This is a genomic window from Rothia sp. HMSC072B03 (genome assembly GCF_001809565.1).
Taxonomy (GTDB): Bacteria; Actinomycetota; Actinomycetes; order Actinomycetales; family Micrococcaceae; genus Rothia; species Rothia mucilaginosa_A.
In genome coordinates this window covers 190,210-212,433 of sequence record NZ_KV797968.1, presented here as the reverse complement: position 1 = coordinate 212,433, position 22,224 = coordinate 190,210, and the positions used below count along the sequence as shown (strand labels likewise).

The 22,224-nt window shown below is 59.9% G+C and carries 16 protein-coding genes; 13 read left to right on the top strand and 3 right to left on the bottom strand.

All coding sequences use genetic code 11. From position 1 onward, the window contains the following. The first annotated feature begins 227 nt into the window (after positions 1-227). The 6 genes from HMPREF2630_RS03130 to purL all read left to right on the top strand — a co-directional run bounded on the left by HMPREF2630_RS03130 (position 228) and on the right by purL (position 5,878). Positions 228-698 (top strand): excisionase family DNA-binding protein, encoded by a 471-nt coding sequence (locus HMPREF2630_RS03130; RefSeq protein WP_070483334.1) that lies wholly within the window; start codon positions 228-230, stop codon positions 696-698. Continuing rightward, entirely contained in the window at positions 692-1,336 is a 645-nt protein-coding gene (locus HMPREF2630_RS03125) for a PIN domain-containing protein (RefSeq protein ID WP_070483332.1), read from the top strand. Before HMPREF2630_RS03130 ends, HMPREF2630_RS03125 begins: the two co-directional genes overlap by 7 nt. Positions 1,337-1,388: 52 nt before the next feature. Then, the gene (locus HMPREF2630_RS03120) at positions 1,389-2,342 is read left to right on the top strand and encodes a 3-methyladenine DNA glycosylase (RefSeq protein ID WP_070483330.1); all 954 of its coding nucleotides are present in this window, start codon (positions 1,389-1,391) and stop codon (positions 2,340-2,342) included. Between the two features lie 122 nt (positions 2,343-2,464). Further along, complete coding sequence (purS, locus tag HMPREF2630_RS03115) at positions 2,465-2,716, top strand: phosphoribosylformylglycinamidine synthase subunit PurS (protein WP_005507194.1); 252 nt, start codon at positions 2,465-2,467, stop codon at positions 2,714-2,716. Positions 2,717-2,721: 5 nt separating this feature from the next. Then, positions 2,722-3,534 (top strand): phosphoribosylformylglycinamidine synthase subunit PurQ, encoded by an 813-nt coding sequence (gene purQ, locus HMPREF2630_RS03110; protein ID WP_049333966.1) that lies wholly within the window; start codon positions 2,722-2,724, stop codon positions 3,532-3,534. A 25-nt stretch (positions 3,535-3,559) separates the two neighbouring features. Beyond that, positions 3,560-5,878 (top strand): phosphoribosylformylglycinamidine synthase subunit PurL, encoded by a 2,319-nt coding sequence (gene purL / locus HMPREF2630_RS03105; RefSeq protein WP_070483328.1) that lies wholly within the window; start codon positions 3,560-3,562, stop codon positions 5,876-5,878. A gap of 139 nt (positions 5,879-6,017) precedes the next feature. Here purL and HMPREF2630_RS03100 read toward each other — a convergent pair whose 3' ends face one another. Beyond that, positions 6,018-6,680 (bottom strand): biliverdin-producing heme oxygenase, encoded by a 663-nt coding sequence (locus HMPREF2630_RS03100; protein ID WP_049338233.1) that lies wholly within the window; start codon positions 6,678-6,680, stop codon positions 6,018-6,020. Between the two features lie 237 nt (positions 6,681-6,917). On the opposite strand from HMPREF2630_RS03100, the gene HMPREF2630_RS03095 reads away from it, so the two are divergent. The 7 genes from HMPREF2630_RS03095 (at position 6,918) to HMPREF2630_RS03065 (ending at position 19,071) form a co-directional block, all read left to right on the top strand. Continuing rightward, on the top strand, positions 6,918-9,290 hold the full coding sequence (locus HMPREF2630_RS03095; RefSeq protein WP_070483326.1) for an HtaA domain-containing protein: 2,373 nt from the start codon (positions 6,918-6,920) through the stop codon (positions 9,288-9,290). A 183-nt stretch (positions 9,291-9,473) separates the two neighbouring features. Next, complete coding sequence (locus HMPREF2630_RS03090) at positions 9,474-10,637, top strand: heme/hemin ABC transporter substrate-binding protein (protein ID WP_049342720.1); 1,164 nt, start codon at positions 9,474-9,476, stop codon at positions 10,635-10,637. Beyond that, positions 10,637-11,716: a FecCD family ABC transporter permease gene (locus tag HMPREF2630_RS03085; RefSeq protein WP_070483323.1), complete on the top strand. Its 1,080-nt coding sequence runs from the start codon at positions 10,637-10,639 to the stop codon at positions 11,714-11,716. Before HMPREF2630_RS03090 ends, HMPREF2630_RS03085 begins: the two co-directional genes overlap by 1 nt. Continuing rightward, positions 11,713-12,483, top strand: coding sequence for a heme ABC transporter ATP-binding protein (locus tag HMPREF2630_RS03080; protein WP_049333960.1), 771 nt, complete (start codon positions 11,713-11,715; stop codon positions 12,481-12,483). The genes HMPREF2630_RS03085 and HMPREF2630_RS03080 overlap by 4 nt, the downstream gene beginning before the upstream one ends. 257 nt (positions 12,484-12,740) lie before the next feature. Next, the gene (locus HMPREF2630_RS03075; RefSeq protein ID WP_070483321.1) at positions 12,741-15,308 is read left to right on the top strand and encodes an HAD-IC family P-type ATPase; all 2,568 of its coding nucleotides are present in this window, start codon (positions 12,741-12,743) and stop codon (positions 15,306-15,308) included. Positions 15,309-15,825: 517 nt separating this feature from the next. After that, on the top strand, positions 15,826-17,892 hold the full coding sequence (locus HMPREF2630_RS03070) for a glucose PTS transporter subunit IIA (protein ID WP_049333958.1): 2,067 nt from the start codon (positions 15,826-15,828) through the stop codon (positions 17,890-17,892). Between the two features lie 168 nt (positions 17,893-18,060). Next, the gene (locus HMPREF2630_RS03065) at positions 18,061-19,071 is read left to right on the top strand and encodes a dihydrodipicolinate synthase (RefSeq protein ID WP_070483319.1); all 1,011 of its coding nucleotides are present in this window, start codon (positions 18,061-18,063) and stop codon (positions 19,069-19,071) included. 180 nt (positions 19,072-19,251) lie between these two features. Here HMPREF2630_RS03065 and HMPREF2630_RS03060 read toward each other — a convergent pair whose 3' ends face one another. Both HMPREF2630_RS03060 and HMPREF2630_RS03055 read right to left on the bottom strand, forming a co-directional pair. Next, positions 19,252-20,955: an ABC transporter family substrate-binding protein gene (locus HMPREF2630_RS03060; RefSeq protein WP_070483317.1), complete on the bottom strand. Its 1,704-nt coding sequence runs from the start codon at positions 20,953-20,955 to the stop codon at positions 19,252-19,254. A 254-nt stretch (positions 20,956-21,209) separates the two neighbouring features. After that, positions 21,210-22,224 (bottom strand): ABC transporter substrate-binding protein (locus HMPREF2630_RS03055; RefSeq protein ID WP_246822746.1); only part of this gene is annotated, 1,015 nt, incomplete at its 5' end.

Genomic DNA, 22,224 nt, shown 5'->3' with positions numbered 1-22,224 from the left:
TCGTTCGCGAGCTGTACGCTTCGGTAAGGGGCGGCGCCGGTTTGGTCCGGCGCCGCCCCTCCCTTTTATCAGTGCACAGGTGAAATAACTGAAATGCTTTACAGTTATTTCAGATAGGGGTAGGGTTGTATCAACCGTGGATGAGCCTCTCACCGAATGATATACACCCCACCGGCGTGGCATCTTCGGACGTTGGCTCTGCCGGCAACAGCACCAAGGAGAAGATAATGACCACAACCCTAACCACCCCTCTGGAGGAAGATACCCTCAATCAGGCTCGCGCAGAGGCACGGGAAATCCTTAAGAACTCTGAAGAAACCACCATTGAGCTGACCGTTTCGGGCCGAGAAAGCCAGCAGCTTGGCGATGCCCTCAACCAGGTCATTCAGCACGTCCTGCATGCCCTGGCTAACGGGCAAAGTATCGATGTTCAGGTTGTCCCTCACGATTTGACGACGACGATTGCGGCGCAGCGTATCGGTATTTCACGCCCGACACTCATGAAGGCTATTCGCTCTGGTGACCTCCCGGCGCATAAGGTGGGTAGCCACTTCCGTATCCGCACCGAGGATGCTGATGCTTTCCGTAAGGGACTTCTCAAGAAGACCGTTGCTCAGAAGGAGCAAGCTCTCAAAGAGCTCTGGGAGCTCGAGGATGAACACGGTCTTGTTGATGCCCTCGGAGGGCCCGCATGGTAGCCTCCAAATACTCTGTTCTGCTGGATACAAATATTCTGATGTCCAAAACTCTTCGGGATTGGATTTTATTGTTGGCGGTGAAGAGTGAATACGAGTTCTTTACGCCTCACGTCTCCAGTGGAATTATGGATGAGTTCGGCTACCATGTTCGTCGAGCCAATCCAGCGATAAGCGACGTTGTCCTTGAAAACTGGAAGCAACAAATCATCAGGTCCTGCGTCTCATGCATCTCCGGGTTTCCTGTCGAAGCTCCTGTTTCCTTCCCCGATACGGACGATCTTCACGTGCATGCCGCTGCCCAACATGGCGCCATGCACGCATTAGTCACTGATGACCGCAAACTGCTCGATTATGCTTCCACGGAAGAAGCTCAGAATATTCAAAATTATGAGACGCTCAGTGCGGATGATTTTCTGATGCAGCTCACCGAATACGCTCATCCCTCCTTATTTGCGGAGGTCTATCTTTTCCAGGAATCCTACGCTCGCTCTAAGGGGTTCACGGAGATTGATATTCCTCGCGCACTTGAACGAGCAGGGACGGGTCAATTTGCCCGATATCTTCGGACTGTGGTGATTAATAGCTCACAGTTTGTCGATTTTGAACGTGAGTTTAAAGCCCGGTCTTCTAATAACTAGATAGACATTGCTACGTCCACTACCTCGTTGCGGCATCGTTTAGGCTAGAAGAATGACTACTCTTCAGACGACGCTTCGAATGATGGATGCCCGTCAGTGGCGTGCCGCCGCGACCGCCCACGAGGTGCGCGCCGGCCGCTACGCCGACCCTTTTGCGCAGCGTCGTGCCCGCCACGAGGTGCACCCCGTGGAGGACTTCCTCTTCACCTACTACACGCTCAAGCCCGGCCAGTTCAAGCGCTGGCACCCCGGCGCCGGCGTCATTCTGCTGGACGCCCCCGAGCGCGCCTCCTGGCGCTTCTACCGACCGGCCACCGAACAGGAACTCCTCGAGGCGGGTTGCACCCCCGAGGTGGCGCGCGCTCAGGTGGAAGCGGCCTCCGCCGTCACCGTGGACGTCACCGACTTCGTGGAGCGCCGCGCCACCGCCCTCGCCTTCACCCACGAGATTCTGCGCAATACGGCCGCGAAGAAGGGCCAGTTCGGTTGCTTCGGCATGCACGAGTGGGCGATGGCGTACAAGTCGGTGGAGAACAATATCCGCCACGACTACTTGGAATTGCGCCTGGGCGCGGAGGGCACGGACCGGGTGGTGGAGAGCCACCGCATCCGCTGCTCGCACTTTGACGCGTTCCGTTTCTTCATGCCGCAGGCGGTGCCGATGAACGAGCTGCAGCCCACCCGTGAGACGCAGCGCGTGTTGGAGCAGCCGGCGTGCCTGCACGCGAACATGGACGTGTACAAGTGGGCGTACAAGCTGCTGCCGCTGGTTGATTCAACCCTGGTCATGGATTGCTTCGATCTAGCCTGGGATGCGCGTGAGCTGGACATGCGCGCGGCCCCCTACGAGATTCGTGCGTGGGGCTACGAGCCGATTCCCGTGGAGACGGCCGAGGGTAAGGCAGAGTACGTGCGTATTCAGCGTGAGCTGTCCGAGCGTTCGATTGGTCTGCGCGAGCGCCTGCTGGAGGTGTGCGCACGCTATCTTCCGCCCCTCGAGGCGTAAAAGACGTGATTCGAGCCTCTTAGGGTATCCACCGACCGGACGCATACCCCCGTTACGGTCGTTAGTACGGTAAGATGAGATACGGCTCATACAGAACCCACGCACCCAAGGAGTGCCCACACATGGCCCGTATTGTTGTTGATGTTATGCTCAAGCCCGAAATTCTTGACCCGCAGGGTAAGGCTATTTCTCACGAGCTGCCCCGTATCGGTGTTGATTCCTTCGTGGATGTTCGCCAGGGCAAGCGCTTCGAGCTGACCGTCGAGGGTGAGGCTACTGAGGAGCACCTCGCAGCTGCCCGCAAGGCTGCTGAGGAGCTGCTGTCCAACCCCGTGATTGAAGACGTCGTGAACGTTTCGGTTCTGGAGGACTAGTACCTATGGCAGAGTCTCTCGCACCTACTGAAGTCCCCCTGGTTGGCGACTTTTCTACTTCCGCCCCGAATCCCGCCTTCGCTGATGCACGCGTTGGCGTGGTGACTTTCCCCGGCACCCTGGATGACCGTGACGCTGCGCGTGCTGTCCGTCTGGCTGGCGGTACCGTCGTCGAGCTGTGGCACGACGACGCTGATCTGAAGAATGTTGATGCCGTCATTATTCCCGGTGGTTTCTCCTACGGTGACTACCTGCGTGCCGGCGCTATTGCCGCGAAGGCTCCCGTGATGCGTTCGGTGATTGATGCCGCTAACGCTGCCGGTACCTCCGGTTCTTCGCCCCTGCCTGTTCTGGGTATTTGCAATGGTTTTCAGATTCTGACCGAGTCTCACCTGCTGCCGGGTTCGATGATTAAGAACGATCACCGCAAGTTCATTTGCCGTGACCAGGTTCTGCGTATTGAGAACAACACCACCTCCTGGACCAGCAACTACGCTGCCGGCCAGGAGATTGTTGTTCCGCTGAAGAACCAGGACGGCCAGTACGTTGCGGATGCTAAGACCCTGGAGGCCCTGGAGGCTGAGGGTCGCGTGGTGTTCCGCTACGTTGGCTTCAACCCGAACGGTTCCCGTAACGATATTGCCGGTATTACCAACGAGCGCGGTAACGTAGTCGGCCTGATGCCGCACCCGGAGCACGCTGTGGAGCCGGGCTTCGGTCCTTCGTCCTCCGGTTTCGGTTCGGTGTCCCTGCGCGGTGGCGCCGATGGTCTCGGCGTGTTCACCTCGGTTCTTTCCAACCTGATTAACGCCCGCTAACGCACGACAAGGATTCTAAGAAGTTATGAGCGAAAAGCAGTTTAACCTCGACACCGTCGAGCACGCGGCGGCAACCCCGGACACCGAACTCCCCTGGGCCGAGCTGGGCCTGAAGGAGAACGAGTTCGAGGACATTAAGGAGATTCTGGGCCGCCGCCCCACCGCGGCTGAGCTGGCAATGTACTCGGTCATGTGGTCCGAGCACTGCTCCTACAAGTCTTCTAAGGTTCATCTGAAGCAGTTCGGTGCGAAGGTCACCGAAGAGATGAAGAAGGACCTGATGGTCGGTATCGGTGAGAACGCCGGTGTGACCGACATTGGTGACGGCTGGGCCGTGACCTTCAAGATTGAGTCCCACAACCACCCCTCGTACGTGGAGCCCTACCAGGGTGCCGCTACCGGTGTGGGCGGTATTGTGCGTGACATTATTTCCATGGGTGCACGCCCGATTGCTGTGATGGATCCGCTGCGTTTCGGCGCGATTGATCACCCCGACACCGCTCGCGTGGTTGGTGGCGTGGTTGCCGGTATCGGTGGCTACGGTAACTCCCTGGGCCTGCCGAACATCGGTGGCGAGGTTGAGTTCGACTCCTGCTACCAGGCAAACCCGCTGGTCAACGCGCTGGCTGTGGGCATCATGCGTCACGAGGACATCCGCCTGGCAAACGCATCGGGTGTGGGCAACAAGGTTGTCCTCTTCGGTGCGCGCACCGGTGGCGACGGCATCGGCGGTGCGTCGGTGCTGGCTTCGGAGTCCTTCGACGACACCAAGCCCTCGAAGCGTCCCGCCGTTCAGGTGGGCGACCCCTTCGCTGAGAAGGTTCTGATTGAGTGCTGCCTGGAGCTGTTCAAGGGCTCCGTGGTTGAGGGTATCCAGGACCTGGGTGCCGCGGGTATTTCCTGCGCAACCAGCGAGCTGGCTTCTAACGGTGAGGGCGGCATGCACGTCGACCTGACCAAGGTTCTGCTACGTGACCCCACCCTGACCCCGGGCGAGATTCTGATGTCCGAGTCTCAGGAACGCATGATGGCTGTTGTCTCCCCCGAGAACGTGGAGCGCTTCGAAGCAATCATGAACAAGTGGGGCGTGGAGTACTCCTTCCTCGGTGAGGTGACCGACTCCGGCCGCCTGGTCATCGAGTGGGACGGCGAGGTCATCGTGGATGTTGACCCCCGCACCGTCGCACACGACGGCCCCACCTACGAGCGTCCCTACGCACGCCCCGAGTGGCAGGACGACGTCCAGGCTAACCACTTCACCGGTTCGGCTGCTGACGACTCCCGCCCGCGTGGTGAGGAGCTGGGCGAGGCAATCAAGGCGTTCATGGCGTCCCCGAACATGTGCTCCAAGTCCTGGATCACCAACCAGTACGACCGCTACGTTCAGGGCAACACCGCCCTGTCCATGCCGGATGACGGCGGCGTGGTTCGCGTGGACGAGAACACCAACCTGGGTGTTGCCCTGGCTACCGATGCCTCCCCGCGCTTCACCTACCTGGACCCGTACGAGGGCGCCCGCGCATCCCTGGCTGAGGCGTACCGCAACGTGGCTACCGTTGGTGCACGCCCCGTGGCTGTGTCTGACTGCCTGAACTTCGGTTCCCCCGAGGATCCGGACGTCATGTGGCAGTTCGCCGAGGCTGTTCGAGGCCTGGCTGATGGCTGCATGGAGCTGGGTGTTCCGGTGACCGGCGGTAACGTGTCCCTGTACAACCAGACCGGTGGTAAGGCTATTAACCCGACCCCCGTGGTGGCGATGATGGGTGTGATGGATGACGTCACCCGCCGCACCCCGTCGGGTTGGGCTCCCGAGCACGATGGCCAGGCCATCTATCTGCTGGGCACCACCCGCGATGAGCTGGACGGCTCCGAGTGGGCTCGTTTCAAGGGCCACCTGGGCGGTCAGCCGCCGAAGGTTGATCTGGCTCTGGAGCGTCAGCTCGGCGACATGCTGGTGAACATGTCTCGCGACGGTATGATTGATGCCGCTCACGACGTGTCTGCCGGTGGTCTGGCTACCGCTCTGGTGGAGGCCTGCCTGCGCTTCAACACCGGTGCCCGCATTGGTCTGGGTGAGGTTGCTGAGCGTGACGGTCTGGACCTGTTCACCCTGCTGTTCTCGGAGTCCCTGGGCCGCGTTGTGGTTTCGGTTCCGCGTTCGGAAGAGGTGCGTTTCAAGGATATGTGCACCGCTCGCCAGTTCCCCTTCGCCCGTATCGGCGTGGTGGATGCTGAGTCGAACGCTCTGGACTTCCAGGATGAGGTTTCCATTGACCTGGATGAGCTGCGTGCAGCTCACGAGGGTACTCTCGCTTCTTACTTCGGTGAGGTTGCGAAGGGCTAGTCTTCGACTAGTTTGAGACTAACGCCGAAAGGGGCGGATGCTTGTGAAAGCATCCGCCCCTTTTGTTATGCCCGCGGGCTTGTGCATTGAGCGGTGAGAGGTTGTGCGTTGAGGCGTTCTGTTGATGCGCGTTCTGGGTTTATGCCTCGGCGACCTTGCGGCCCAGCTGCGCGAACAGGGAGGCGTTGATGCGGAAGCCTTCGATGCACTCTTCGATGAGGGCTTCACGCTGCTCGTCGGTCAGGGGTGCGTTGTCGAGCAGTTCGCGGTAGCCGTCCTTGAAGACCTTAGGCTTGGGCAGTTCGGTGAAGCGGTACATGCTCAGCGCTTCGGCGGGGATGCCGTAGTGGCGGTTGACGAGCGCTGCGACTGCCTGGCCGCCGGAGAGGTCGCCGAGGTAGCGCAGGTAGTGGTGTGCGAGGTAGCGTTCGGGGGAGTTGATGGTGGCGCGGATGCGCTCTACGTATTCTGCGGTTGCGGGCAGGGGCGCGTCGATGTCGCCATCCTGGCCGAGTGCGCGGATGTCTGCACGGATGTATTCTGCGCGGTCGAGGCCCGGGTGGGTGAAGGGTTCGGTGATGGGGCTGGGTTCTGCGCGGTAGTGTTCGGAGACTGCTTCGAGTGCTTCGTAGATGTGCACGTACTGGTTGATGAGGCGCAGGTATGCCTCGGTGTTGAGAGAGCCGCCCATGAGGTCTTCCATGAAGGTGGAGTGTTCGGCGTTGTCGTGGACGTGCTTGGTGCTTTCCTTCAGGCGTGCGGAGAAGCGTTCCTGGGTGGTTTCGGGGGCGGTAATAGTCATGGTGAGTTCCTAAAGTGGCTTGTGGGTGAACAATAAATATTTTAGTGACACGATGTCACCAAAACCTGTTAATGACATATTGTCACCAAAAACCGGTTTTGACAATAGCTCTCACAAAAAATTTGCTAAGGTAAACCTTATGCACAAGTCACCCTAGGCATTAAGTTACACAAACATAGGCTAATAGGACTAGACTTGATACGAACACCACAATCACAGAATCCAAGGAGACACCGAATGTCTACCCCCTCTCTCACCAAGCGCACTTGGGCGTTCTTGGCTTCGGCAACCATCGGCCTCAGCGGCGTCGCCGGCGTACCCGCGGCCTTCGCGGCTGAAACCAACTCCCACGTCAGCGCCAGTGAGGTAACCGCAGCCTCAGAGCAGAGCCTGCAGGACGTCACCGTCAACTGGGGCCTGAAGAAGTCCTTCCGCTCCTACATCAACGGTCCCTTCTCCCAGGGCTCCCAGGAACTGACCGGCGTCACCACCAACGAAGACGGCTCCTACCACTTCACCTCCGCCGAAGGCACCGTAGCCAACGGCGAATACTCGGTCACCTTCACCGGCTCCTCGATTCACTACACCGCACACCACGGTCTGCTGGAAGTCATCATCTCCGACCTCTCCGTCACCATTAAGGACGGCGTGGGCACCGTGCGCGCCAACGTTCAGTCACGCCCCTACAACGGCAACACCACCCCGAACGACCTGGTCGAAACCAAGAACATGACCCTCGGCACTTTCAACGCCTCCGGCCTGAAGGTTGAGGGTAACACCATCACCCTGCCCAGCGTTGACGAGGAAAACGGCACCCGCGTCAAGCTTTCCGAAGAGGCAACCGGCGCCTTCGCGGGCTTCTACAAGGCAGGTCAGGAGCTGGATGCGCTCGGCTTCTCCGCAACCATCGTGACCAAGGAAGCACCCGCGCCGAGCCCTGAGCCCAGCACTGAACCCAGCGCCGAGCCGACTGTTGCGCCGACCGCAGAGCCGACTGCTGCGCCCAGCAGCGAGCCCTCCTCCGCGCCGACCAGCGAGTCGCCCAAGCCCGCCGAGCCCACTTCTGCAGCGCCGAGCGCAGCCCCCACCTCCGCGGCACCCTCCTCCCCCGCCGCAACCACCGAGCCCAAGCGTGAAGAAAAGGTCACCGGCAACGTCGTCGAGTCCGGCACCCTCAGCTGGGATATCCGCGAGTCCTTCCTGAAGTACCTGACCGGCTTCGCGCACGGCTCCGTGAACGTTGAGGGCATGGAGAAGACCGCGGCTGGCGGCTTCAAGTACACTCAGGCATCCGGCGTGTACAACCCCGAGACCAAGACCGGTCAGATCAACTTCGCGGGCACCGCAGAGTTCACCGGCCACAACGGTCAGCTCAAGAGCACCATCAAGAACATGCGCCTGGTCGTCGTCAACGGCAAGGGCACCCTGGTCGCTGACGTGGACGCGCTGACCCGCGACGGTAAGTCCGTCTCTAAGACCGGCCTGGCTATCGCCGAGGTGGACCTCTCCGGCGCGAGCGTGAAGGACGGCATTTTCTCCGCACAGAACGCGGCAGTCGCGCTCACCGCTGAAGGTTCCGAGGTGCTCTTCGCGGGCCAGTACCGCGGTGCCGACAACGCCATGGCGCCGCTGAGCTTCTCCGTAAAGCTCAGCGAACAGACCGCGGAGAACACCGTTGAGGTTCCCCGCGTCTCTGAGAGCAAGTCCTCCGATAACAAGGGTTCTGAGAACGGCTCCTCCGATAACAGCTCCTCGAACTCCTCCGGTAACTCCGGCGCTAACGGCTCCGGTTCTAATGGTTCGGCAGGCACCTCCGGCAGCGTTTCTAACGGCAGTTCTTCCTCGAACGGTTCTGTCAGCAACAACCCGGCACAGCCTGTCTGCGTACCCGTCACCCGCACCCGCGAGGTGCAGGAGCAGGGCGCATCCGACGGCACCATTAAGAGCGCAAACCTTGGCTGGGGCGTGCGCGATTCCTTCCGCAACTACGTGCGCGGCGGAATCGCAAACGGTAGCTGGGAGCTGAACGGCACCTCCTACTCTTCGGATGCGTTCAACTGGTCTAACGGCACCGGCACCTTCAAGGGTGGTAAGGGTTCCATCTCCTTCAGCGGTTCGGTTCGTTTCACCGGTCACCACGGCATTCTGGACACCACCATTGCGAACCCGCGCCTTGAGATTAACGGCAATTCCGGTACTCTCTACGCGACCATGAACAGCAATGACCCCTCCGGCAAGGCAACTAACTACGGTGAGGTGGCACTGCTGAAGGTGGATCTTTCGGGTCTGCAGAGCTCCGCTGACGCTGTGAGCGTCAACGGTGCGGCAACCACCCTGACCGCTGAGGGCGCGAAGGCGTTCGCTGGCTTCTACGACGCCGGTAAGGACATGGCTCCGCTGAGCTTCTCCGCGGCGATTAACGGCGCGAAGACCACCACCAAGACCGTGTCCGAAACCGTCTACGAGGGTGAGGGTTGCGACCCGATCACCGGCAAGCCTCTGGCTTCCACCGGCGCCTCCGGTGTTGAGGGCACCCTGGTTGCAGGCTTCATCGCTGTTGCAGCCGGTGCGGGTACCGTCGTGTACACTCGCCGCCGCAAGAAGGCATAACGGCACCTCACGAGGATGCCCACACTGTCGGCTCACCCGTGAAACTCAACCATGAGGTTCACCGGTGAGCCGACACGGTCCGTGCGGGGGGGCAGATTTTCACTGCACCCCCGCTTCAGGTGCCAGGTTTTACCCCGGCGCCTACCCCAGTTTTTCTAACTCCCTTTTTTCTGTGAGACGACGATGTTTTCTTCCCTTTCTTCTTCTGCCCTGAACCGCCGCGATGCAATGAAGTATGCGGCGTTCTCCATCACTTCCGCTTTTCTGCTGAGCTCTTGCGGTGTGGGTACTCAGAACCCGGCCGCTTCTTCAAGCACTTCGCAGGCTGTGGTGGATGAGCAGAGCACCCGCACCGTTTTGGAGAACCTTGCCGATCAGCTGCGTTCTTCCATTGCCCCTGATCAGAAGGCTCTGCGCGGCCCCAATAGCGCCGCAGATACCCCCGAAATTCAGCCGATGGTCGATACCCCCACTCCGGCTTTCCCCGTGACGTTCAAGGATTTCAACGGCACCGAGGTGACCGTTAAGTCCGCTGACCGTGTGCTGGCACTGGACCTGTACGGCACTCTGGCTCAGCAGATGATTGCGCTGGGTCTGGGCGGTCGTCTGGTTGGCCGTGTCACCTCCTCGACGGAGCAGTCGCTGGCTCACCTGCCGCTGGTGACCCAGAACGGTCATGACCTGAACGCTGAAGCGATTCTGGCGACCTCCCCGGACCTGGTGCTGTGGGATAAGAGCAACGGCCCGATTGAGATTGTGGACCAGTTGCGCGCTGCGGGCGTGACCGTGGTGGTCTTCGATCATGAGCGTCGTATGGATAAGATCATTCCGCAGCTCAAGGCTGTTGCGCAGGCGCTGGGTGTTCCGGAGGCGGGCGAGCAGGTTGCTGCCCGCGTGCAGAAGGACCTGGATTATGCCCTGCAGGTGCTCAAGGACGTTGCCCCGAAGGGTGCACAGCAGGTGTCGTTCGCGTTCTTGTACGTGCGCGGTACCGCTGGCGTGTTCTTCGTGCTCGGCAAGGGTTCGGGCGCTGACGATTTGATTCAGGCTATTGGCGGTAGAGATGTGGCGTCTGAGCAGAACGCGACGAATATTATTCCGGCGACCAGTGAGGCGCTGGTGAAGCTGAACCCGGACGTCATTCTGACCATGAGCGGCGGCATTAAATCCACCGGCGGTTTGGATGGTTTCTTGGCTCGCCCGGGTGTGAGTGAGACGACTGCCGGTAAGAATAAGCGCATTATCGATATGGGTGACGGCCAGATTCTGTCCTATGGCCCGAATACTCCGGCGGTGCTTTTGTCGCTGGCTAAGGCTGCGTACTCGACTCCTGCGGGGGGCCAGTAGTGGTTGCCGTGAAAAGTGCGGCGGGTGCGCGGGATTATCGTGCGTCGCGTCGGCGTCGTGCCGGTCTGACGTTTACGTTTTTGGCGGTGGCACTGTGCGTTGTGATGGTGCTGTCTGCGGGTTTGGGTCAGTACAATATCCCGATTGATCAGGTGGTTGCTTCAGTGGGCCGCCGTCTGGGCCTTGCGCCGGAGAACCCGGCGATGCAGCTGGCGGATAGCACTCTGTGGAATATCCGTTTCCCGCGTGTGCTGTTGGGTGTGCTGGTGGGTGCCGCTTTGGGTACTTCCGGCGCGGTGATGCAGTCGGTGTTTGGTAACCCGTTGGCTGAGCCGGGCGTGATTGGTGTTTCCTCGGGTGCGGCGGTTGGCGCGTGTTTGTCGATTGTGTTGAACCTGCAGTTCTTCGGTATTTTCACGACTCCTGCATTCGCGTTTGTGGGTGCGTTGGCGGCTACTGCGCTGGTGTATTTCCTGTCGCGTTCTTCGGGTCGTGCGAAGGTCCTGTCGATGATTTTGACGGGTATTGCGGTGACTGCGGTGGCGAATGCGATTATTGCGTTCCTCATGTTTATTGCTGATACGACGAGCCGCGATCAGATTGTGTTCTGGCAGATGGGTTCGCTGAACGGTTCCACGTGGAAGGCTGTGGCGAGCGTATGGCCGGTTATTCTGATTGGCTTGGTAGCGTGTTTTGTGATGGCTTCTTCGCTGGATGTTCTGGCGTTGGGTGAGCGTGCAGCGCAGCATTCGGGTGTGAACGTGGAGCGCCTACGTGCGGTGTCTATTGCGGCGACGGCTTTGTTGACGGGTGCTGCGGTGGCGTATGCGGGCATTATTGCGTTTATTGGTCTGATTATTCCTCACCTGTTGCGCATGATTTTGGGTCCGTCGAATCGTGTGTTGTTGCCGGCTTCGGCATTGGGTGGCGCACTGTTGATTGCGCTGTCTGATTTGGGTGCGCGTACGCTGGTGCCTTTTGCTGATTTGCCGATTGGTATTTTTACGGCTTTGGTGGGCGGCCCGACGTTCTTCGTGTTGTTGCGTCGTTCCCTGGGCCAGGGCGGAGGTGCTTCGTGAGTGAGTTGTTGAGCCTGTCCGGTGTGTGTTTTAACGCTGGTGGGCGTCAGATTTTGAATGATGTGTCTCTGTCTGTTGCTGCGGGCGAGGTTGTGTCGCTGATTGGCCCCAATGGTGCCGGTAAGTCAACTCTGTTGGGTGTGATTGCTGGTGATATTGCTCCCAGTGGCGGTGAGATTCTGTTGGATGGCACCCCGCTGGGTTCTATTCCTGCCCGTCAGATGGCGCGTCAGCGTGCGATGCTGTTGCAGAAGTTGAATGTGGCGTTTTCGTACACGGTGCATGAGGTGGTTCAGATGGGCCGCACCCCGTGGAAGGGTACGGAGCGCGCTGAAGAGGATGACTCCGTGGTTGCTTCGATGATGGAGCGTACGTCGGTGACTCACTTGTCGGATCGCGATATTACGACTCTGTCCGGTGGTGAGAGTGGCCGTGCGCATTTGGCGCGTGTGTTTGCTCAGCAGACTCCGCTGATTCTTTTGGATGAGCCGACTGCGGCGTTGGATATTACGCATCAGGAGCAGACGTTGCGGGTGAGCCGTGAGTTGGCTGCTGAGGGTGCTGCAGTGTTGACGGTGCTTCATGACTTGGATGTGGCGGCTGCGTATTCTGACCGTATGGTGTTGTTGCGTGGTGGTGAGGTGGTTGCTTCGGGCGCCCCTGAGCAGGTGTGTTCGGCGGAGTTGTTGTCTGAGGTGTATCAGCATCCGATTGAGGTGTTGAGGCATCCGGTGACGAATCGTTTGTTGATTCTGCCGGAGCGCTGAGTCTGCTAGCGCACTGAGTCTGCTAGCGCGCTGATTTTACGGGGCGTTAGCGAACCATCCGCAAACACTTTCCACCTCAAAATATGCCAGTATTCGCATATATTAAATCTCCGTTCTGGAATGGCTATAAATATCAGTTCATTACAGGGCGGAGATTATCTTTATCCCCTCCTGCACGGATACACTGAAAGGTAGTGTCCGCAATACTGAACTCTATTCAGTTCAGCATTCCATCCATTCGAGAAAGAGACCCCCGCATGGATCCTCAGCAGAAAACGGCAGCGCCTGCCGTTGCCGGCTACATTCCCGAATATTCTGAAACACCGCATAGCGGCTCCTTTGATATCGCCCAGCACGGCCTCACCAGCGATGACGTTGCACGCCTGACGGCTGAGGGTAAGGTCAATACCCAGAACACGAAGTCTTCTCGCACGCTGTGGAGCATTATGCGTGCGCACCTGTTCACGGTCTTCAACTTTGTGTTGGGCGCCTGTGGTGCCGTGGTGATTATGTACCAGCGTTGGGCGGATCTCCTCTTCCTGGGGGCTGTTATCGCTAACGTGGTCATCGGTTTCGTGCAGGAGTACAAGGCGAAGCTTGAGCTGGACCGCATCTCCCTGCTGGACCGCTCCCCCGCAACCGCTGTGCGCGATGGCAAGACCGTCGAGGTTCCCATGGAGCAGCTGGTGGAGGGCGACGTGGTGGTCCTCAAGCGCGGCGATCAGGTGCCCGCCGATGCCGTGGTGCTCACCTCCGATTCGCTGGAGCTGGACGAATCCCTGCTGACCGGCGAGAACGACCCGATTGCTAAGCGCCCGGGCGACATGGTGCTCTCGGCCTCGAGCGTACTCGGTGGTACCGGTCGCGTGTTGCTCTCTCACGTGGGTGCGAACTCGCGAGCCAGCAAGATTTCCGACGAGGCGCGCCAGTTCTCGCGTATCCAGTCTGAGTTGCGCGATGCCCTGAACCTCGTGGTCCGCTGGATTACGATTGGTCTGGCCGTCATTATTCCGGTGGTGCTGTGGGGTCAGATTCGCGCCGCCGGTGGCCTGGAGGCCGTGGAGCAGAACCACATGTGGGAGCAGGTGTCTATCGCCGTGGTCTCTTCGGTGGCTTCGATGATTCCGCAGGGCCTGGCGCTGATGACCACCCTGGCCTTCGCCGCGGCAGCCGTGGCTCTGGGCCGCAAGCACAATATCCTGGTGCAGGAGCAGCCTGCGGTTGAGGTTCTGGCTCGTGTGGATGTGGTCTGCTTCGATAAGACCGGTACTCTCACCGAGGGTGGCGTGATTTTTGATTCGGTGCGTCCCCTGACCACCGAGGCGGTGGCTGAGGGCCCCGACGTCGACTCTGCCGAAAACACCTCCTGGCGTGCCTCCCTGCCGACCGACTGGAACGAGGCGCTGTCGTGGTTCGGCCACGATGAGAACGCGAATCCGACCGCCGCAGCGCTGACCGGCGGCTTCCCGCAGGCTTCCTCGGCTACCGTCAGCGGCATCGTGCCGTTCTCGTCGGCGCTGCGTTTTAGCGCGATTGAGTTTAAGGATTCGGGGGCCTGGCTGCTGGGCGCCCCGGAGGCGCTGCTCGCCAAGGGCACCCCCGAGCGCGAGCGCGCCGCCGAGCTAGCGGCTCTGGGTCTGCGCACGATGGTGCTGGCCCATGCCGCGGCCGTGGTGCGTAACGAGAAGGGTGAGCCCGTCCAGAAGATTCCGGCGGACGCTACCCCGGTTCTGTTCGTGATTTTCCGCGAGAACGTGCGCGCGGACGCCCCGGAGATTGTGGAGTATTTCCACCGTCAGGGTGTGACACTGAAGGTCTTCTCGGGTGATAACCCGTTCACGGTTGCCGCCGCCGCAAAGACTGCGGGTATGGACACCTCCGCCGGCGCGGTTGATGCCTCTACCCTGCCCGAGGACGGCCCGGAGCTTGCCGAGGCTGCCGCGACCCACAATATTTTCGGTCGTGTCTCGCCCGAGCAGAAGAAGAACATGGTCATTGCGCTGAAGGAGCGCGGCCACGTGGTGGCGATGACCGGTGACGGTATTAACGACGCGCTGGCGCTCAAGCACGCAAACTTGGGTATCGCGATGGGTAACGCTGCCCCGGCGACGAAGGCTGTCTCTCGCCTGGTGCTGCTGGACGGTAAGTTCTCGTCTCTGCCGGCCGCCCTGGAGCAGGGCCGCCAGGTCATCACGAACATTGAGATGGTGGCGAACCTGTTCCTGACGAAGACCGGTTTCGCGATTCTGCTGGGCGTGGTGTTTGGTCTGTTCGGCTGGGTGTTCCCCTTCCTGCCGCGCCAGTACTCGACCGCTGACTTCCTGATTGTGGGTGCGTCTTCCTTCGCGTTGACCCTACTGCCGAACTCGCGCCGCTACGTGCCGGGCTTCCTGCGCCGCGTGCTGAACTACACGGTTCCGAACTCGATTATTGTAGTGGCCATGCTGCTACTGGTGACGGCCACTTCGCTGTGGATGCACATCGGCGATATCCGCCAGGTGCAGACAGCTTCGTTCATTACCCTGGTCATGATGGGCCTGTGGAACCTGGCCGCGGTGGCCCGCCCGCTGAACCGCGCCCGCGTGCTGCTCTTCGGTGCGCTGCTGGCGGTGTTCTTTGCGGCGCTGTTCGTGCCGATCCTGGTGGAGTACCACCAGTTCACCGAGGTGGCCCCGCACCTGCTGTGGACCGCAATTGGTGCCGGTGCCCTGGGTGCGGCTCTGATTGAGGTGAATGCGCATCGCAACCGCCGCTGGCAGAAGCGCCACTACCCCGATCTTGAGGTGGCCTCGCTGAGCTTCGTCCCGAAGAAGGCCGCGAAGTAGTTCGTTGCCCCTACCCGGGATAGCCCCGGCTGGGACTTTTTGGAGGGCCCCGTATTCTCGTTTCGAGGATGCGGGGCCCTCCGTGCGTTGTGTCTTTATCCGTCGGTTGGCTCGCCCGAATGACCCGCCCGGGGGTCGCATCCATTTGCGGAAATTTTTAACAGCTTCTGGGAGTTTCCTGTATCCATCTTGCCCTGAACCTGGGAAAACCCTTAAAGTTACAGGGAACTATTGAGAAGGGGTATCCCTCTCTTGAACAGGATTGTTACTGGATTGGCAGGCAAGACCTGAGTGACTCAACACCATAGCGGTAGTGTAGCTTCCGGCGCGTAGCCGGTGGTCGCGCCGTATCGCTGTACCCGTACGGGGCATCCGTCCCGACCGTAGGTTGAGAGCGCTCGGGTCTTTTGTGTTTTTGGGAAGCTTTTGCGCGTAGCGCGGCTGTTTTCCCACCCCCACCCGGCCGTCCAGATTTCACCCTGTGCATAGACTTTGACCGCATATCTAAGGAAGTATCGTGAACAACCGCGAACTTGGCGAGAAGATTCTCGACGGCCTCGGCGGCCCCGAGAACATCTCGCACATGACGCACTGCGCGACCCGCCTGCGTGTGACCCCCGTGTCGAACGAGGCCGTGCAGAACGAGAAGATTAAGTCCCTGCCCGGCGTGCTCACCGTGATTGAGCAGTCCGGCCAGACCCAGGTGGTGCTGGGTGACCGTGTTGAGGCCGTGTACAACGAGATTAACGCGCTGCCCTCCATGTCGAAGCAGGCTGAGAGCGAGGCTCCGGCAGAGTCTAACGGCAAGAAGGCCGGGTGGCTCACCAACGTCTTCGACGTTCTGTCTGACTCCTTCCGTCCGCTGCTGTGGGCCCTGCTGGGTACCTCGATGATTCTGACCCTCATCGTGTTCCTGCAGCAGCTGGGCTTCTTCGGCCAGTACACCGACCTGACCGGTCAGGTTGTGAACGTGGACATCGTCAACGGTGCTCGCGTGGCTGATAAGGAAGCCGCTACCGCTCTGAACAACCAGTGGATGCATCAGTTTGCTTTCTGGTACATCCTGAAGGCTGCTTCGCTGTCGGTGCTGAACTTCATGCCCATTATGCTGGGTGCTACCGCTGCTAAGCGTCTGGGCGCGAACATGTGGGTTGGTGCGGCTATCCCCGCTGCGCTGATGACCGGTACCTTCACCGATCTGACCGCTCTGGCTGATCCCGCAACCAAGGTTCTGAACGTTCCGTTCTTCGGTCTGGATCTGCCGCTGTACGCGTTCAGCTACACCGGCCAGGTCTTCCCGCCGCTGCTGGCTGTTGCTCTGCTGGCTCCGCTTGAGCGCTTCCTGAAGAAGGTTATTCCTTCGATGCTGCAGATGGTGTTCGTGCCGATGATTTCGGTGATGATCCTGGTGCCGCTGACCGTGTTCCTGGTGGGCCCGATCGGTATCGGTGTGGCTATGGGAATCTCTGACTTCCTGAAGATGATTAACGATGTGGCTCCCGGTGTTGTGGGCGCCCTGATTGCCGGCCTGTACCTGTTCATGGTTCCGCTGGGCCTGCACTGGCCGCTGAACGCCGTGATGATTAACAACCTGCAGACCATGGGTACCGACTTCATCCAGTCCCCCATGGGTGCGTACAACTTCGCCGTGTTCGGCCTGGTGACCGGTGTGGCTATCCGCGCCAAGAAGGACCGCGAGCTACGCCAGACCGCTATCGGTGCGTCGATGTCCGGTCTGCTGGGCGGTATTTCTGAGCCGTCCATGTACGGTGTGGTACTCCGCTACAAGCGCGTGATTCCGATTATTCTGGTTCCCGCCGTGATCGGTGGTGCGACCATTTCGATGTTGGGCGTTAAGTCCTACGCCTTTGCGTTCACCTCGCTGCTGTCGATTCCGGCTATGCAGCCCTCGTACCTGTACGTGATTGGCCTGGCTATTGCCTTCTTCGGCGCGATGGCCGGTGTGCTGGTCTTCGGTTACGAGTCGAAGGACGACGCCGCTAAGCACGCCGCTCAGCGCGCGAAGGAAGAGGCTGCCGCTGCTCCCGCCGAGAAGAAGGTAGAGAAGAAGGCCGAGGAGGCTCCCAAGGCTGAGGCCGCCGCCGCGGCTCCCGCTGCAGCCGGTGAGGTCATTGAGCTGCACGCCCCGATTGAGGGTACCGCCGTTGCTCTGGCCGATGTTCCGGACCCGATTTTCGCGGCTGGCAAGCTGGGCGAGGGTGTGGCGATTGAGCCGACCGGTACCACTGTTGCTGCTCCCGCAGCCGGTAAGGTTGCCGCAACCTACCCCTCGGGCCACGCTGTGGGCCTGAAGCTGGAGAACGGCATTGAGCTGCTGATTCACGTTGGTCTGGATACCGTGAACCTTGACGGTAAGGGTTTCAGTGTAAAGGTTGCCAAGGGCGATGTTGTTGCCGCCGGCGACACTCTGATTGAGTTCGATCCCGAGGTCATCAAGGAGGCGGGTTACCCGCTGATTACCCCGGTGATTGTCACCAACACCCGCAAGTTTGCTGAGGTGAAGGGCCTGCCGGGCGTTGCTCACCAGAACCTGAGCACCGTCCTGAAGGTGACCACTAAGTAGTTCGCTTTCTGAGGCTCTAAGGGGCCCCACCATTGTGGTGGGGCCCCCTTTTCTTATACCCCGATATTCGGTGAGCTCTAATGCAGGCATACCCACTAGCCGGGGGGGTATTTCTGATAATGTGAAATAACTCAATCAGGATTTTCTAGTGTGGTAGGGAGTACAAAGATGTCTTCTGATACTGCGGTGTGGGAAGAGCAGCAAAAAGAGTTGCATGCTCTTTCTCCTGTTCGACGGCTGATGCGCCGGCTCAATCTTGAGGCGCTCGTCTACGAGTCCGCGCCGTTCCCGGTTCTGTTGCGTAGGCTCTCCGCGCTGATTCCCGCGTGCCTTCTGTGGTGGGTTATCTACGAGCCGCACCGGCTTGCTTCCTCCACCAGCCTCCCCGAGGGTACTCACGCTATTACGCTGCTCCCCGGAGCCTGGGGTGACCCCGCTACGGGGTCCTACGGTGGCCTTCCTGAGCTGCCGGGGGTCCTCTTGCGCTGGGTACTGTGCATCGCGGCAATGGTGGCTGTCGTTCACCTCTGCGGCGTCAAGGCGAAGGGTCAAAGCTTCACCATTCCTCGGGATGCGCGCTCGCGGCTGATTGCGCTGATGCAGGCTCTCGGCATTTTCGGTGCGTTTGCGCTGGTGGTCTGGATTGAATACATGATGACTCCGCTGACCCTCATGTTTGACACCGTGTATGCAGGCCCCACCGCAGCCTATAGCGGCGACGGCACGATACCCCTGCACCTTTTCCTTTCCTCGTCGTTGAGCGCTATCTTTCTAGGCTATTTTTGCGTAAATATTCTTGCCTCGCTGAATATCCCCGGTTACCTGGGCATCCCCGCAATTATCTACGTGGGGGCTCTCCCCTGGGCTCACGCGGAGCGGCACCAGTTCACCTTGGCGCTGGCGTGGGTCATTGCGGTGACTCTGGTGAGTTGGCTGGTGCGCGGCATGTGGGGTACTGTGCTGGCCTGCGTGGGCTATTCTCTGTGGATTGTGTTGGTGGCGACCAGCGGTGATCCTTTTGATCTGTCCGCCAATATGAGCCGTGTGCTCGTGATTTTGGGTTTCCCGCTGGCTTTTATCGTCGCTGGAGGCGGCATTTACCGCATCTTCTACCTGCGGCAGAACCCGAACCTGTTGAGGTACCTGCAGGAGCGCGCCCTGTATCTGGGCGAGTGGTAGCAACCGGTCACGGCGGCGCTCCCCTCCCCCTCGTTTTTGTAATTACATATCCCGCTAGAGGACGCAGAAACTTAGAAGGCACAGAAAAATCCCGGGCACTCTCTTGTGAGAGTACCCGGGATTTTATTGTCCTATAGGACGGCTAAAGCATTACCGAAAGCAGTATTGCTTTCGCCTACTCTATTCCTGCCAGCCAACGTTGACCCAGTAGTCAGCGCTGGTGTAGCTCTGCTTGAACAGGGACGGACCGTAGTTTGCAACCTTTGCCTTCACAGCGGCGTACATCGGGCCGTTACCGTAGGGCAGGTACACAGCGACCTTCTCGTAGTAGAGCTTCTCCGCCTCGTTGGCGATCTTGATGCGCTCGTCCTCGTTCTCGGTGTTCTGCAGCTTCTCGATGAGCTTATCAACCTCGGGGTCACCGACTCCGAACACCTCGGTGGTGAAGAAGTAGGGTGCCGAGGATGCCAGGTCGGGCAGAACGCCCCAACCGGTGAAGATTGCTTCGTAGCTCTTCTGGCCGAGCACGGAGTTGGAGTTCGACTGCGGCTGGTTGTCGGAGGTCAGGCGGATACCTGCAGACTTCAGCTGCTGCTCCAGGATCTGGTAGACAGCCTGGTAGACAGCCTCGGAACCGAAGGAGGTCATGGCGAAGCTGGCAGTCTTGCCGCCCTTAGCGTAGTAGTCGCCGGACTTGGAGTAGCCTGCGGCCTCCAGAATCTTGGCGGCTGCCTGGGCGCCGGACTCACCCTCGTAGTTGTTCTGGTAGCCCTTCTGGAACGGCATTGCGATGATGGAGCCGGGCAGCGGCTCGGTCCAGCCGAGCTGCGAGAAGTATGCCTTAGCGATCTGCTCGCGGTCCACAGAAGCAAGGATTGCGCGGCGCAGTGCCAGGTCCTCGATGCGCTTGGGGTTCAGCTGAATAATGTTGACGTTGGTGTTCTGGCTCTGGCGAATCTCGGTGCCTGCCTGACCCTTCACAGCGTTGTAGCTGGTTGCACCCACGAAGGTGAACGCGTCCAGTTCGCCGTTCTTGAAGCTTGCACGGATTGCTTCGGAGTCCATCTGACGCCAGACGATACGATCCAGCACCGGCTTCTCGCCCCACCACTTGTCGTTCTTGACCAGGGTGAGCACCTTCTGGGAGGAGTTCCACTCACCAATCTTGAAGGGGCCTGCCCAGTACTGGTCGAGGGGCTTGTCGACAAAGCCGTCATTGAAGAGGTTGACGTCTTCCAGGGCAGGGTGGATTGCGAAGGCGCACAGACCCTCGGAGGGGTAGTACGGGGTCTTCATGGTGACCTTGACGTGGCGGTCGTCGCCGTCAACAGCCTCGATGCTTTCCACCTGCTGCCACATCTGGTTATCGGTGATGTGGTAGGGGTTGTCGGTGACTGCGCTGTAGACCTTCCACATGGCGCGAACAGCGTTCACGTCGATGGGGGTGCCGTCGTTGAAGACTGCCTTGGGGTTGATCTTGAAGGTTGCGGTCTGCACACCGTCGACGGTTTCAGTCTTGTGTTCGGTGCAGAACTCGGGGTTGAGGGTACCTTCGCCGTCGGGGCTCATGGTGTAGAAGCCCATCACGGCGGGAATGTTGCAGGGTGCCAGGGCATCCAGGTTGCTGGAGGTGTAGCCGCTCTGGGTCTGCAGGTTGAAGTTCGGGCCCAGGGCGGTAGCCGCGAGGGTCAGGGTGCCGCCCTGCTTGAGGGAGGAGCGGTCCTGCTTGTTGACCTGAAGGTTCTTCAGAATGTCTTCGGCGTTGTTAGCGGCACTACCGCCCACCTTTTCCTTCGAGCTGCCGCAGGCGGCCAGTAGACCAACGGTGCCGAGGGCAACGGTGCCGGTCAGGAGGGTACGGCGAGAGACAGACATGCTCTTCATGGAATTTCTCCTAGAGTATTCGCAGTGTTGTGGAGGCGGCGCGCGAACGGTGCGTAGCCGGCACTCCAACCCGGCGGGAGGACAGTCTCTGCCGGGGTGGGCAGAATGCCCACATTTGTTTTAAGTATATCCGTGCAAATCTCTGAGGAACGGGAAAGCGGCGTGCTCCAGAAGGTTTTAATCCTTCTGTAACACGCCGCTGTAGCGCTTTTACCCCTTATGGAGTGTGTGAGCGGTGCTCAACGCTTAGATTTTTACTTCTCCCAACCGACGTTGATCCATACGTTCGGGTTGTAGTAGGGCAGACCGAAGAGCATCGGGCCGTAGTTCGCCAGGCCCTTACGGCACGCCTTGAAGTTCGGGCCGTTGTGGGTGGGCACGTAGATGGCGACCTCGTCCAGGTGGCGCTTCTCCAGCTCGTTCATGATCTTGAGCTGTTCCTTCGGGTCCTCGGTGGACATCATGGTTGCTGCCAGCGAGTCCAGATCCTTACCGTGACCGTTGTTGGTCTCGGAGATGTAGAAGTAGTTCGCTGCATCCACCGGGGAGGTGGTGATGCCGTAGCCGCCGGTCTTAATCGCGAAGTTCTTGGAGGAGATGATACTCGACATTTCGGAGGCACCGTGGTTCTCGATGGTCAGCTCGATGCCGACCTCCTTCATCTGCTGCACCAGGAACTGGGCGGTGGAGCTGACAACCGGGTCGCTACCGAAGGTGATGACCGGGTAGGAGACCTTAGCGCCGTCCTTGGTGTAGTAGTCACCGGACTTGGTGTAGCCCGCATCCTCAAGGATCTTGGTGGCGACGTCCTTGCCGAGCTTGGTCGGGTAGTTGTCCTGGTAGCCTTCCTGCATGGGCAGCATGCACATGGAGCCGGGCAGGGTTTCCTTCCAGCCGAGCTTCTCGTAGCGCAGCTTCTGCAGCTGCTCACGGTTGAGGGCTGCAACGAAGGCGCGGCGGACGGGCAGGGGCACCTTTTCGGGGTTGATTTCGTAGTTGCCCACGCTGAGAGCGCTACCCTTGCGGATGTCGGTGTTTGCCACGCCGGAGAGCTCGTTGTAGGAGCTGAGGGTGCTGGCGTCCACGTAGTCGATTTCGTTGTTCTTGTAGGCTGCCTGCTCTGCCTGGGAGCTCATTTCACGCCAGGTGATGCGCTCGAGGGCGGGCTTCTGGCCCCACCACTTGTCGTTGCGGACGACGGTGAGCACCTTGGAGGAGGAGTTCCACTCGCCGACCTTGAAGGGGCCTGCCCAGTACTGGTCGAGGGGC